We start from the raw sequence: 15,485 nt of genomic DNA, 5'->3' as shown, positions 1-15,485 counted from the left end.
ATTCCATCAAATCATAACATAAAATTTTTGATAAATGAGAAAACGCGCGGGCGGATTTTGTTACAAAAAACAGACAGCAAATGCTGTCTGTCATATCCTATAACAATTGGCCTGCCGTGCTCCTGTTAATAATCTCATAGATTCGTTCCGCCACTTTTTCAGTTTCACTTAATATGAACATGTGGCCGTCCGAAAACTCATGAAATACGGGATTGTCGGCCCATTTTTTCCATCCGTCCGCATCTTTGATACATTTTTTATCTTTCCGCCCGTTAAAAATATGGACGGGTGATTGAATCATGTGAGAATCAGACGGACGGAAGCTTTCAAGCGCGCGGTAGTCGGATCTGAAAGAAGGCAGGAAAAATGACATGACCTCCTTATTCTCCACTAACTCCTGCGGCATTCCGCCAAGCTCGATAATATGGGCGAGAAATTTTTCATCATCAAGATGAGACACTTTTTTCCTTTCCACATGCGGCGGCTGAATGGCTGAGATGATCACGGCCTGCGGGTAAATGCCCTCCCGCTCCAGCTTTTGCGCCAGCCTGAAAGCGACCATGCCTCCCATACTGTGGCCGAACAGCACAAACGGGCGGTCAGGATGGAGATTCAACTCCTGCTTGTATAAACTGACAAGCTGTTCAAAATCCTCAACGGGGGACATTTGATTTGTTCCGTGTCCCGGCGGTTCCGCGGCAAGCATCTCACACTCACCTTGAAGATAGGTGTGGAGCGGGCGGAATGATGCGGAATAGCCTCCTGCGAACGGAAAACAGATAAGCTGCGTTTTTTCTGTGGTATCGAACGATTTAAAGAGCTGGACCATTGGCGGGCTTCCTCCTTTTCTATCGTGAAGTTGTCAGCTTCAGATGTTCCTTCCTTAGGAATTCGAGCAAATATGCCGCATTCCTTTCGAGACATTCTCCCTGAAGCATTTCTGCGTGCGTGCCGCAGCCTTTTTTCACACGGTATTCACCTGTCGTGGCTTCCTCCCACGAAGCGAGCCACGGCGGCATCGCAAAGTCCGGTTCTGACGTTAATAGATCTATATCCGCTTTGACCGTGCCGGTGCTGACGGTATGCACGAAATAAGAATAAAACGCGTTTGTTTTTTTGGCGAGCCCTTCTTTGACGGCTTCGTTATTCAGCGCTTCATTGTCCCTGTTTACCTTCATCAGCGCCTGGACATCACTTTCTACGGTGCGGCCTTCTAAGTCGCTGATGCCTTGTTTTTTATAAGAATCAACCATGATCAGCCGCTCCACTTTACGTCCTTCGGCTTCAAGCCGTTTGGCCGTTTCAAAGGCGAGCGTACAGCCTGCCGAGTATCCGAACATCTTGACCGGTCCTTCCGGCTGGAGCTGATTGATCAGCTCTGTGTAGCGTTCGATGCGGTTGTCTTCCTCGATAAAATCAAACGCACAGATTCGATAGCCGGACAGCTGTTTTGCCAGCGGCTGGTACATCAGCCCGTAACCGAGAACCGGCGGGAACGTAAACAGTGTGTCAGACTGATTTTTATTCATGATGGTGAGATCTTTCATACCTTTTTCTTCACCGTGAAGCAGATAACCGGCAATGTCTGCGATTGTCGTCGCTTCGAATAACAGCTGCACCGGAATGTCCGTACCTAGCTCTTTTTTAATGCGCGACGCTGCTGTCATCGCTTTTAAGGAATGGCCTCCGAGCGCGAAGAAATCATCATGAATCCCAATCTGCTGTCTGCCGAGAATGTCGGACCAGATGTGCGCAATTGTTTCTTCCGTCGCATTTCGAGGCCCGATCCATTCTTTCGCCGCCTGAGTCTGATCCGGTTTCGGCAGCTGCCGTTTATTGACCTTCCCGTTTGTCGTTAACGGAAGCTCCTCTAAGAAAGTAAAGGTTTGCGGCACCATGTAAGCAGGAAGCTGTTTTTTCAAGTGCCTCTTTACGTCTTCAGCTGAAAGCGGCGTCCGGTTCACGAGGTAGGCGTTGATTGATGCATCTCCGGACTCATGGCGGTCCGCAACAACGACCGCATCTTTCACACCCGGGTATTCCTGCAGCTGCTTTTCGATTTCTTCAAGCTCAATCCGGTGTCCGCGTATTTTGACCTGGTCGTCAATACGCCCGGCGTATTCAATTGTTCCATCCGGCAGCCAGCGTGCTAAATCCCCTGTGCGGTAAAGCGTTTCTCCCGGCTTGAACGGATTTGGAATAAACGTTTGCTTCGTCAGGTCATGACGGTTCAGATACCCTTTTGATACACCCATTCCGCTGATGCACAGTTCACCGACAGCTCCAAATGGCTGAAGCTGATTTTGCCCGTTAAGAATATAAACACTTGCATTGCTGATCGGCTTTCCGATCGGCAATGAGGAAATGGAATCCGGGATATCATGCACGACGTGAGCTGTCGCAAACACCGTTCCCTCAGTCGGCCCGTAGCAATTAATCAGCTTACCAGGCCCCATGATCTCAAGCGCCTTTCTGACGTGAGGCACAGACGCGCGCTCACCCCCGAATAACACACAGCGAAGCCCCTTCAGCCACTCCTCTCCCGCATCGGTGAGAAGATTAAAAAGTGCGGTTGTCGCAAACATGACATTGACATTCTCCTGCCGGATCAGATCAGTGAGCCGTTCTGTATCAAGCAGTGTATGTTCATCTGCGATAATGAGCCGTGCCGCATTCAGTATTGATGCGTAGAAATCAAAGGTAAATGCGTCAAAGGCGTAATTGGAAACAGATAAGAACGTATCTTTTTCAGAAAATGCCATGTAATCTACATGCTTGACCAATCCTTGAATATTGGCATGAGTGGTGATATTGCCCTTCGGCTTTCCGGTTGTGCCGGATGTATACATAATATACGCCGGATCATCGGGATCAATTGCGGCTGCAGGATCGCTTGCCTGTTCCTCAAACCGTGCTTGATCATCGATGATGAGTGTTGTTCCTGTATACGGCAGCTGAGCCGCTTTTTCTTTCATCTCCTGATGTGTCAGCAGACAGGCTGCCGCACTGTCAGCCAGCATATACGAGATTCGGTCTTCCGGCAGCTTCGGATCAACCGGCAGATAAGCCGCTCCCGCTTTTAATACGCCGAGAATGCCGATCACCAGTTCAAGCGAGCGCTTCGTGTACAACGCGACAACGGAGCCTTTGCCCGCACCTTGCTTTTGCAAACGGCGCGCAAGACGGTTCGCTTCCTCATCTAATTCACGGTAGGAAAGAGTCTGGCCGGAATACGTAAGCGCCGGCGCATCAGGATTTACATTCACCGCTTCCTTGAACCAATCCGTCAGAGGCTTCGCCTGATGAGTCTGAGCCGGCGGGTTTAAGCCGGTAAGCAGAAGCTCTCTTTCCTTTTCATCAACAAGTCTGATCGTATTGACAGGCTGATCCGGCTTCTGGATGAGCTGCTGAATCGCTGTGAGAAGCTGAGATTTTAAGCGCAGGATAAACGCCTCATCAAACACATTCCCGTTATAGGCAAGCTTAATCAGCATCTCATCACCTGGAGAAGCCAACAGGTTGAGATCATAATTCGATTTCTCAAAAACGTGTACATCCTCCATATCAAAGCCGTTTTCACTGTTCTCTTCATTTTTTGCATCCTGAAGCGGATAATTTTCAAACACAATGATGTGGTCAATCAGCTTTGGCTGATCGGCTTGGCTTTGGATGTCATAGAGCGGCACATATTGATGCGGCTCAGACTGCAGCGATTGCTCCTGCAGCTGCTTGAGCAAGCCGGTAAATGTGGTATCCCCAGACAGCTTCACCCGCCTCGGAACAGCATTGATAAACAGCCCGACCATATGTTCAACGCCTTTGATTTCTGCGGGACGCCCGGAAACGACTGTGCCGAAGATCAAATCGCCGGACTGCTGGTAGCGGCTGATTAATACACTCCAAACCGCCTGCAGCGCCGTACTCAAAGTGGTATGCTGCGATTTTGCAAGCTCGGTAAATGCTTTTGTTTCCTCCTCCGGCAGTGAGAAGAGCAGCTCATTCGGCTCATAGCCGTCCTTTTGTTTCTTTCTTTGCTCCGCAAATGTCGTTTGTCCTTCAAAATCTTCTAAGTACCCGCGCCAGTAATGCAGTGATGCTTGTTTATCCTGCTTTTCAAGCCACTTGATATAGTCTTTATACGGTTTGACCGGCGGCAGGCTGTACGGCTTTTGTTCGCGCAGGGCATTGTATACCTTAAACAGATCCTGCACGACGATGCCGAAGCACCAGCCGTCCAAAATGATGTGGTGGTAGCTCCACACCCATTCAAAGCTTTCTTCCGATTTTTTAAAAATGGCTGCCCGCATCGGAATATCCCGCGTCAAATCAAAGCCCTTGATCTTATCCTGTTCTTTGTATTCATTGATTTTGGCTGTTTGCTCGCTGTCCGTTACATGTGTCAGATCGATTTCTTCTATCTGAAACTGCCGTTTTTTCAATACGACTTGGACCGGCCTTTTTACTTTTTCGTGAATGAACACGGTACGAAATACATCGTACCGGTCCATAATCACATTCATGCTTTCTTCAAGGCATTTGATATTCAAGCTGCCTTTTACTTTCATTGTCATTTGTTCGATGTAAAAACTTTGGCCGGGATTCAGGAGAGTATGAAACAGCATTCCCTCCTGCATCGGCGACAAATAATACATGTCCTGAACTTGATCTTTTTTGAACTGGCTCATCTGCTCCGCTCCCCCCTTCTGTGATCTGTTTTTGTCACGTTAAATTCTCCTCAAGCATGTCAAAGATGTCTCCCATTTCATCCATCTCAAGATCCTGCGCGCTGAAATCGCTCGGCGTAAATTCTTTCTCCTCTTTGGCCGTGCAATGGCGGATGATCATTAAGAGATTGTCTTTAAACCGCTGCATCTGTGTTTCGACGGTGCTTCTTTCATATTCTTCCTGATTGTATGAGCAAGAAATGACGAAGCGGCCGCCTGTAACCATCCCGCTGAAGCTCAGTGCGTATAACGCCTCTGACTCTTCGCTGACTTGACGTCCCATATCGTATGGAGACGGCTCAAACCATTCCGTTTTCACTTCATTGTCAAACTGCCCCAAGTAGTTAAAACTGATTTCAGGCGTGACGCCTCTTTCTGTTTTATCGGATGACAGATACCGGAGAATCCCGTATCCTACACCTTTATCAGGAACGCGCCGCACCGTCTCTTTTACCGTTTTAATGACGGAAGAGACGCCGTCTTCCTTGCTGATCTGCAGAATCAAAGGATATTGGGCCGTAAACCAGCCGACCGTCCGTGAAATATTGACATTCGGTATGATTTCTTCCCGGCCGTGTCCTTCTAAGTTGATGCCGACTTTGCCGTTTTCCGTCCATTCACCGATCGTTAAGCCGAGCGCGCTGAGCAGAATGTCGTTGATTTCCGTTCCGTACGGATGATGAACATCTGTGAGCAGCTGCGCCGTTTCTTCCTCAGTCAATTCACATTTCACGGCCGCCGTATGTTTGACGAGCCGTTTGTTCGGATCATGATCTTTCGGCAGCGGCTGGAGTTCTTCCGCATCTGCCTGCGCCCAATAATCCGCCTGCTTTTTCAGCTCTTCTGATTGCGCAAATGTGTTCAGCGCCTCCGCCCAATCTTTAAAGGAGTGGGTTTTCTGCGGGAAGACGATGCTGTTTTGCTGCTGCGCCTGTTTATAACCTGAAGCGAAATCCTCAAGCAGAATTCTCCATGAAACCCCGTCCACGACGAGATGGTGAATCGCGATTAACAGATGATCGCCTAGTTCTGTCCGGTATTGCTCCGCTTTTAACAGCGGACCGTTCTCCAGATCCAGACTTCCCTGAAGATGATCGGCAAGCCGCTGAATCTGGCTTTTCAGCATATCCTCGTCAGTTCCGTACAGATCAACGATGTCAAAGCTTGCCTTGCATTCTGTGACAGGGAGGTATGTCTGAATGATGCCTTCCCTTTCTTCACGGTAAACCATGCGGAGCGCATCATGGTGTTCAATCAATGCTTGCAGGGTTTTTTCCACCAGGTCCGGATCAAAGCCGTCTTTCGCGTGAAGCATGACGGATTGGTTCCAGTGGTGTTTGTCGGTAAAGTTTCGTTCAAAGAACCAGCGCTGGATCGGCGTTAACTCCGCTTCGCCTTCGACAGGTCCCTGGTCGGCCTGCTTGCCTTCCGTCCGCTCCACATAAGAGACGAGCTCTTCGATGGTCGGATGCTGGAAGAGATCCTTCATCTCCAGCTTGTAGCCATGCTGGTTCAGACGGCTCGCCATTTGGATGCCTTTGATCGAATCGCCGCCGAGCGTGAAGAAATTATCGCTTACGCCGATCTGGTCAAGACCGAGCACTTCCTGCCAAATGTCAGAAAGCAGCGTCTCCATCTCCGTTTCCGGCGCTTTGTAAGCGGCGCTTCCCGCTTCAATGTCCGGTGCCGGCAGGGCTTTTTTGTCAATCTTTCCGTTTGCGGTGACCGGAAGCTCGTCCATCTCCACCCAGAACGCCGGCACCATGTAGTCAGGCAGCGTGTCTTTCAGCGCGGATTTGAGCGCTTCAATATCGTCCTGCCGAGGCGCGACATAGGCGCAAAGCGCGGTATTGCCCGCTTTGTCTTCCACGGCCGTCACCGCTGCGTCGTGAACGTCCGCAAGCTGGGCGAGGCGGACTTCGATTTCTGAAAGCTCGATCCGGTAGCCCCTCACTTTGACCTGCTGGTCGATACGGCCGATGTATTCAATGCCGCACTGCGCGTTCCATTTGACGAGGTCGCCGGTCCGGTACATGCGCTCGCCGGGCACGAACGGATCTGCGGTAAACCGCTTCGCCGTTTCTTCTTCACGGTTCAGGTATCCGCGCGCCAGACCGCGGCCGGCCACACACAATTCACCGGCAATGCCTTCCGGCTGCACCTGATCGCCGTCGCCGAGAATATAAACTCTCGTATTGGCAATCGCCCGTCCGATCGAAAGCGATCCTTCCTCCGGATTGATGACGCCGCTTGTCGCGACGACGGTGTTTTCCGTCGGTCCGTAGTTGTTGACGATCGTGTACGGCTGTTTCACCGCCCGCTTCAGCTTGTCGCCGCCGACGAGAAGCATGCGGAGAGAGGTATTTTCCAGCTCCATAAATTGTTCGGCCAGCTGCGTCGGCAGGAAGGTGATGGTCACGCCGTTCTCCTCGAAATAGTGATTTAAGCGGGTGATATCCAGCCGGATCGCTTCGTCAATGACGTGAAGCTCCGCGCCGATGGTCCATGCCGGGAACATTTCCCAGATGGAGGCGTCAAAACCGAAGCCCGCGTATTTGGCGCTTTTATCATCCGCCGTCATGGCGAATGCGTCGTGATGCCAGAAGCACAGGTTCACCAGCGCATGGTGTTCGACCATGACACCCTTCGGCTGCCCGGTCGTTCCTGACGTGTAAATCATATAAGCGAGATGATCCGCCGTTGTTTCCGTCTGCGGGTTCGCTTCATCGTTTTCATCAAGCGGCAGGCTCAGAATGGAGCGTCCGCCGTCAAGCAGAATCGTTTCTCCGTTGTAGCTTTCCGGTACGTCCAGCGCTTCCTGTGTGAGAAGGAGCTTGGCGCCGCTGTCCTGCAGAATGTAGCTGATGCGCTCTTCCGGGTAGTCGGGGTCAATCGGCACAAATGCCGCGCCCGCTTTCAGGACGCCGAGTACACCCGCGGCCATTTCCAAGGACGGTTTCGTCAAAATGCCGACACGTTTGTCAGCCGTGACGCCGCAGTCCATGAGAATGCGTGCGATGCGGTTCGCCCTTGCGTTCAGCTCGCCGTACGTCCATTTCGCGCCGTTGTATGCCGCGGCCGGCCGGTTCGCGTAGCGGGCGGCCGTTTCTTCAAAGAGACGGTGAACCGTTTTGTCCCGCGGCACAGAAATTGTTTTTCCTTTCCATGCATCAAGGAGAGCTTGTTTTTCAGCATCGCTGATCAGTGAAATCTCAGGCAGCTTTCTGTCCGGGCTTTCTGCCGCTTGCTTCAGAATCCGCAGGAACCCGGCGCTCCACTTTTCAATTGTTTCTTTTTTAAACAGATCAGCCGCATATTCAAACTGAAGGCCGAGGCCTTCTTGATCCGTAAACCCGCCGAGTGTCAGATCGAATTTCGCCGTGCCTTGGTTCGACTCATACGGAGTGATGCGCAGGTTCTCCAGTTCCAGTGTTTCTTTATCCGGATCTTCTGTCGTCACCATCACCTGGAACAACGGGTTGCGGCTCATGTCTCTCGGCAGGTCAAGCTTTCCGATCAGATCCTCAAACGGATAATCCTGATGCGCCAGCGCGTCGAGATTGGTTTGTTTCACCTGTTCGAGCAGCCCGGCGAAGGTTTGCTCTTTGCGCGTTTCATTGCGAAGCGCAAGCGTATTGACAAACATCCCCGGCATTTCCTGAACTTCGGCGCTCGTTCTTCCGGCGGTCACCGAGCCGATAATGATGTCGCGCTGCCCCGTGATTTTGCTCAAAAAGACATGGAACGCGGCGTGAAGCACCATATGAAGAGTCGCTCCCGATGATTCCATTAATTCACGCACCGCTTTTTCCGTTTCACACCCCGCTCTGAAACGGACGGATTGTCCTTTAAAACTTTGGACCGGCGGACGGGGGAAATCGGTCGGCAGATTCAATTCAGGAAGCTCGCCGGAAAATGCGGAGAGCCAATAACGCTCATTGTCTTTCATCCGTTCGGCCTGCTCAGGTTCATTCTGCCAGACGGCGAAGTCTTTATAGTGCAGGTTCGGCGACGGCAGACTTCCCCCTTTATAAAGGTGAGCGAGCTCTTTGACCAGCATGCTTCTGGACACGCCGTCGGCAATAATATGATGCATATCCAGCAGCAGCAGATGTTTCTTTTCATTCAGTCTGACAAGAGCGGTCCGAATGAGCGGAGCCGCGCTCAGATCAAACGGCTTAATGAATGCCTGAATGATAAGATCCGCTTTCTCCTCGTCCGCTGCTTCAAAGATGTGCAGGTCGATGTCAGCCTGTTCTGCGATCTGCTGCATCGGGCGGCCGTTTTGATCGATAAAGGACGTCCGCAAAGACTCGTGGCGATTGATCATCTGATTGAGGGCTTCCTGAAGCCTTGAAATATTGACTTCTCCTTCCATCAGAAGAACGGACGGCATATTATAGCTGATTGTCTCCCGGTCAAGCTGGTTCAGGACGTACATCCGTTTTTGGGCGGATGATAACGGGTACGCGTCTGCACTGTCTGCCGGTGTGATCACCCGATATCCCTCAGATACCGCCGATTTTTCGATATATGCGGCAAGCAGGCGGACAGTCGGCTGTTCGAACAGCGCTTTTAACGGAACCGTTTTGTCCAGTTCAGCCTGAATATTGGCGAGGAGCATCATGCCTTTTAAAGAGTGCCCGCCGTAATCGAAGAAATTATCGTCGATGCCGAGCGTATCCGTACCGAGTGTCTGTTTCCAAATGCGGCACAGCTTTTCCTCCAATTCCGTTTCCGGCAAGGCTGAAACTGTTTGCGCCGTTTGGCTGACGCCCGGTTTCGGCAGGGCGTTTTTATCAGTTTTTCCGTTGGCTGTGAGCGGAATGCGGTCTACCTGCACGAAATAGGCCGGAAGCATATGAGACGGCAGTGTTTCGGAAAGCTGTTTACGAAGCTCAGAGCCTTTCAGCTCGCTGCCGGCTTTATAGTACGCGCACAGTTCCGGCAGCCCGCCTTCGCTGACTGCGAGAACGACCGCCTCCTGAATGCCGTTTACGCTTAACAGCACGGTTTCAATCTCTTTTAATTCAATGCGGTAGCCCCGGATTTTCACCTGATCATCCGCACGGCCGATAAATTCAATCGTCCCGTCAGGAAGCCTGCGGACGACATCTCCCGTTTTGTACATCAGGCTGTCCGGTGAAAAAGGATTTGAGAGAAATTTCTCCGCCGTCAGCTGCGGACGGTGAAGATATCCTCTTGCAAGCCCCTTCCCGGTAATATAAAGCTCGCCGCTTGCGCCCGGAGGAACGAGCTGCATTGCTCCGTCCAATACAAGCGCGCCGGTATTCGCGATCGGGCGGCCGATGACGGGACGCTGCTCATATTGATCAAGGCGCTCCATATTGATCCGTCCGGCAATGGCGCCGATCGTCGTTTCCGTCGGCCCGTAGTGATTGATGAAGTCGGTATGGGCGTATACGTCATGAAACTTGCGGACATCGGACGTGATGATCTTTTCTCCGCCGAGCACCACTAAACGAAGCGGGCTGAAACGGCGTTCTGCCGCAAAACGGGCTGTATTGACGATCATATGGAACAATGACGGCGTCAGTTTCATATACGTAATGCCGTTTTTCTGTATATACTCACCAAGCTGATCAGGCGCGGTGTACGTCTCTTTCGGCACAATGTGCAGCTCGCCGCCCGCCTGAAGAATAGGGAATATAGCCGTATAGCCGAGATCAAATGCGTAAGAAGACAGCAGCACGGATTTGTCAGCTTCGGTCAAACCGGCTTCACGGCTGAACCATGTGACATAATTGATTAGATTGCGGTGCTCCAGCTGGACGCCTTTCGGTTTGCCCGTTGTTCCCGAAGTATAAATGATATATGCAAGCTGGTCGGCGCCGGGCTTCGTTTCAAGCCGGTCGGCGCTTTCGTTCTGCCATTCTCCGTCTTCCATTACGACCGTTTTTCCTTTATAAACGGCGGCCGCGGTCATGTTTCTCTCATTGACGACCAGAAGCTTCGTTCCGCTGTCTTCGAGAGAGTAGCGGATTCTCTCTTCAGGAGTCTCCGGATCAATCGGGAGAAATGCCGCTCCGGCTTTCATGACGCCGAGAATCGCGGTAATCAAGTCGGCCGAACGATCCATCATAATGGCCACGATGTCCTCACTGCCCGTTCCGCAAGCCTGAAGGTGGCGGGCAAACCGGTTCGAGCGTTCATCAAGCTCACGATATGTCAGACTTGTTCCGCCCGCAACCGCCGTGAGATCAGGCGTTTTTTGCGCTTGCCGTTCAAACAGCGAAACAAAAGTGCCCTCAGGCAGATCCGCTTCCGTACGTTTTTCATCAGAAAGGAGCGCTTCCCGTTCAGGAGCGGACAGCAGGCTTGCGTCGGCCAGCTGAATATCCGGATTTTCAGCGCAGGCTTTAATCAGATTGACAAAATGAGCACTCCAGCGGCGGATGGTTTCGTCCGCAAATAAGGCTTTCACGTAATCAAAGCTCAATCCGACCTCTTCTCCGCGTTCAGCCGCTTCTAAGGAAAGATCAAATTTAGCGACATGATGATGCATGGAGTATGAAGAAATCTCCAAATCTCCGAGCCGCAGGGCCGGGATCTCCATGTTCTGCATATTAAATAACACGCTGAACAGCGGACTCCGGCTTGTGTCCCTCATTAACGGCAGTTTTTCAATTAATTCTTCAAGCGGATAGCTTTGATGCTCAAAAGCTTGAAGGCTCGCTGTTTTCACCTCATCCAGAAATTGTTTGAACGTTTTTTTGCCGGCAGGATGCGACCGAAGCGCAACTGTGTTGACAAACATGCCCGGCACGTCTTGGAGATCAGGATGCTGTCTACCGGCCGCCGGAGACCCGACTATGATGTCTTCCTGCCCCGAATATTTGGACAGCAGCACTTGAAAAGCGGCTAACAAGAACATGTACATCGTCGTATCCGTATCAGCCAGCAGCTTCTTAATCTGCGCCGTCACCTGTTTATCAAGCCCGAAGATGACGCGTTCCCCTTCAAAACTGCGCTCGGCAGGACGCGGGAAATCAAGCGGCAGATCCAGCACCGGCAGATCGCCTTTGAACGTCTCAAGCCAGTAGGCTTCGTGCTGATCGAGATTTGCTTTTTCACGCTGCCAGACTGAAAAATCCTTATAATGAATCTTTGGCAGCGCAAGCTCCGTGCCTTGATAAAGCTTCGCAAGATCACCGATGAAAATGCCCATTGAGCTTCCGTCCGTAATAATGTGGTGCATGTCAATCAGCAGAAGATGCCGGTCTTCTTCAAGCCGGATCAGCTTCGAACGGACAAGCGGCGCGCGGTTGAGCGCAAACGGTCTGATAAAGGCTTTTGTCAGCTCTTCTGCATCTTCTTCCCGGCCCTCGGCGGTTTCAAGCTCAAACGACACATTTTTATGAATGGTCTGCACGACTTCTCCATCTGCCATGTCAAACGACGTACGCAGTGTCTCATGACGGTTGATTAATGCCTGCATGGCCTCCTCAAGACGCTTTTTGTCTACTGATCCTTCCAGCAGAAGTACAGCAGGGACGTTGTAGCTCGTGCTGGCCTGTCCGAGCTGATTAAGGATATACATCCTGCGCTGTGCTGAGGAAACAGGATAATGCTTCTGATAAGGCGCTTGTCGGATCGGTTCAAACTGCTGCTCCTCCTCGCTCTCATGCTGCAAATAATGCGCAAGCTCCTGAATGGTCGGCTTTTCAAATAACACTTTAATCGGCACTTCTTTTTGAAAGTGCTCCTGAATTTTAGCGGTCATCATCATGGCTTTTAAAGAATGTCCGCCAATCGTGAAGAAATTGTCAGTCACACCCGCTTTTACACCGAGAATGCCTTCCCAAATGTCCGCGAGTTTCTGCTCCGCTTCCGTTTTCGGCGCTACGTATTCTTTTTGAACAGCTTCAGCCTGAGGCTCAGGCAGCGCTTTTTTATCAATCTTTCCGTTCGCCGTCAGCGGAAACTGATTCATCTGGATGAAGTGCGCCGGAATCATGTATTCCGGAAGTGATTCCGAAAGCGTTTTGCGCAGGTCTTCCGGCGAAAGGGCTTGGTCTGCGGTAAAGTAAGCGCAGATTTCATTTTCATCCGCTTTATTTTTCCGGATCACAGCCGCAGATTCCGTCACATTCTCCGCCTGGCTGATTTTCGCCTCGATTTCGCCGAGCTCGATTCTGAAACCGCGGACCTTTACTTGGTTGTCAATTCTGCCGAGAAACTCGATCGTGCCGTCCGGAAGCCACTTCGCCAAGTCCCCCGTCCGGTATATCATTTCATCCGGTCTGAACGGATCGCGTAAAAACTGCTTCTCCGTTAATTCAGGCAGATTCACATAGCCTCTTGCCACTCCGCTTCCGCCGACGCACAGCTCACCGGGCGCGCCGATCGGCTGGAGGCTGCGGTTTTCATCCATAATGTACGCAGTGGAATTTCCTATCGGCTTCCCGATCGGGATCGAGCCGTCGTAGTCCTGATCAATGAGAAAACTCGTCGAAAACGTCGTATTCTCCGTCGGCCCGTAGCCGTTCCAAAGCGACAGCTCCGGTGATGCCTTCCTCACTTTGCTGACGATATGCGGCACAAGCGCATCACCGCCGATGATGAGGTGCCGGAGCGTGTTAAACATGCCGGCATCCTTTTGGGCAAGCTGATTAAACAGCGGAGACGTCAGCCACATGGTCGTGATCCGCTGCTCTTTCAGAAATTGGGCGAATTGTCCGGCGTCAAGCAGCGTCTCTTTTTTCACCGGATGCAATGACGCTCCGTTCAGCAATGCGCCGAAGACTTCGAAGGTTCCGGCATCAAAGCTGACGGCTCCCGTTTGCGCCATCCGGTCTTCTTCATGAACCGGCACGTAATTCGAATGTTTGACGAGCCTGATGATATTTCTGTGTTCAATCATGACGCCTTTCGGTTTGCCGGTCGATCCGGATGTATACATGATATACGCCAAGTCGTTGCCGCCAGCGGGGAGATTCAAGTCTGTTCCGCTTACCGTTTCATCCGCGCTTTCATCCAGCATGACGACCGGGACTTGCAATGCGCCCGCTTGTTCTTGATATGCCTGAACTGTCAGCACGAGCCGAATCGAGCTGTCTTCCGCCATAAAGCGGAGACGGTCCTCCGGAAAAGCCGGATCAATCGGCACATATGCGCCGCCTGCTTTTAGGACGGCAAGCATTCCTACAACGGTTTCCGCAGACCGGTCGTTCATAATAGCGGCGGTCCGGCCTTTTTCCAGCCCGCTCTTCACAAGGTGTCTCGCCAGGCGGTTGGCCGCTTCGTTCACTTCACGGTAGGTCCATTCGCGTCCCGCTTCTTTTATCGCGATACTTGCAGGCGTCCGGTTTGCCTGTGCTTCAAACAAACGGTGAACGGCCTCCTCTTCCGGAAGCGCCGTTTTCGTATCATTGAATACCTCAACAATCTGCCGCTCTTCTTCACCTGAAACAAGGCCGAGTTCCCGCACGGGCGCGTCAGGCGTTCCGACCGCCGCTTTCATCATGCGGGTCAGATGATGCGCCGTTCGTTCGATGGCATCATGGGCGAAAGCCGCTCCGTTGTATTTGATTTTGACAGTCCACGTTTTTCCCGGATACACGATGAGATTGAAATCAAAGCTCGTCTGCTCAAAAGCATGTTCAACTTTAATGGAAAATCCGAGTCTTTCCTCCATGCCCCCGTTTTCCAGCTCTTTGTCCAGCGGATAGTTTTCAAACGCGACCAAATGATTTAAGAGGCTGCCGTCCAGGGCGGAGCGCTTTTGAATGTCATAGAGCGGCACATAATCATAGCGCTCGGCTTCCACGGCGTTTTTCTGAACTGCCGCCATCACGTCCGAAAAGGCTGCACCTTTGTCAATCTTGATTCTGACGGGAATCGTATTGATGAACAGCCCCGCCATCGTTTCTATGCCGTTGATTTCTGAAGGACGGCCTGATACAACGGTGCCGAACACCACATCGTCTGTATAGTTGTATTTGCTGAGCACCGCACCCCAAACGGCCTGAAACAGGTTAGGCCCCGTGACTTGATGCCGGTTGGCGGTCTGCTGAATCTGTGCGACCAGCTCTTCATCCCAGACAAAAGAATATTCTTCATTTTGGTAGTCTTTCTTTTCTGCTGCCAGACGGCCCGGGAGCAGGCTCGGCTGTTCGAAATCCGCCAGGCGGCTGCTCCAATATTGTTCCGCCTCCTCATAATCCCGGCCTCCGAGCCATTTGATATAGTCAGAGTAAGGTTTGCCCTGACTTCCCCCGGCGGGCCGGCCGGCACGAAGCGCTTCATAGTTTTGAAACAGGCTTTTCATCAAAACGCCCATACTCCAGCCGTCCATGACGATATGATGATTGCTCCAGACGAGATACAGCTCCTTCTCACTGAGTCTGAACACCGCCGCTTTAAAGAGAATATCCTTCGCCAGATGAAAGCCCTGCTGCTGCACGCCGCGTTTATAGCGTTCAATATATTCGGTTTGGCGCGCTTCATCTAATTGACTGATATCTTCATAGTGCACCTTCGTCTTCCGCTCCGCCAATACGACTTGGCGCGGTTTTTGAAGCTGCTGGTGCACGAATACCGTACGCAGGATGTCATATGTCCGGATCAGCTCATTGACGCTTTTTTCAAAAAGCTCCAGCTGAAAGCTTCCGTGAATCCTAAGCTCTAATTGTGTGAAGTAGGAGGAAGAATGCGGATCAAGCAGCGCATGATACAGCATTCCCTCCTGCATCGGTGTGAGTGCATACACCTTTTGAATTGATTTTTTGCTCATATGTC

The 15,485-nt window shown here is 51.6% G+C and carries 3 protein-coding genes; all 3 read right to left on the bottom strand.

The features are described 5' to 3' along the window. Positions 1-97 precede the first annotated feature (97 nt). Genes srfAD through srfAB form a run of 3 tightly spaced genes read right to left on the bottom strand, consistent with a single transcriptional unit; the run spans position 98 to position 15,480 of the window. Complete coding sequence (gene srfAD, locus G4O42_RS01860; protein ID WP_007609310.1) at positions 98-829, bottom strand: surfactin biosynthesis thioesterase SrfAD; 732 nt, start codon at positions 827-829, stop codon at positions 98-100. A gap of 19 nt (positions 830-848) precedes the next feature. Continuing rightward, positions 849-4,685 (bottom strand): surfactin non-ribosomal peptide synthetase SrfAC, encoded by a 3,837-nt coding sequence (gene srfAC / locus G4O42_RS01855; protein ID WP_032872840.1) that lies wholly within the window; start codon positions 4,683-4,685, stop codon positions 849-851. 34 nt (positions 4,686-4,719) lie between these two features. After that, a complete protein-coding gene (gene srfAB, locus G4O42_RS19855) occupies positions 4,720-15,480 on the bottom strand; it encodes a surfactin non-ribosomal peptide synthetase SrfAB (RefSeq protein ID WP_057766253.1) in 10,761 nt (3,586 codons plus the stop codon). Positions 15,481-15,485 lie beyond the last annotated feature (5 nt).

The organism is Bacillus sp. LUNF1 (assembly GCF_011008975.1).
In the GTDB taxonomy this organism is placed as follows: Bacteria; Bacillota; Bacilli; order Bacillales; family Bacillaceae; genus Bacillus; species Bacillus velezensis.
The sequence above is the reverse complement of the archived record's forward strand: the minus strand, read 5'-3'. Positions and strand labels throughout refer to the sequence as shown.

Coding starts and splice junctions, on each gene's coding strand:
- srfAD (WP_007609310.1), bottom strand. CDS start 829: ATGGTCCAGCTCTTTAAATCGTTCGATACCACAGAAAAAACGCAGCTT.
- srfAC (WP_032872840.1), bottom strand. CDS start 4,685: ATGAGCCAGTTCAAAAAAGATCAAGTTCAGGACATGTATTATTTGTCG.
- srfAB (WP_057766253.1), bottom strand. CDS start 15,480: ATGAGCAAAAAATCAATTCAAAAGGTGTATGCACTCACACCGATGCAG.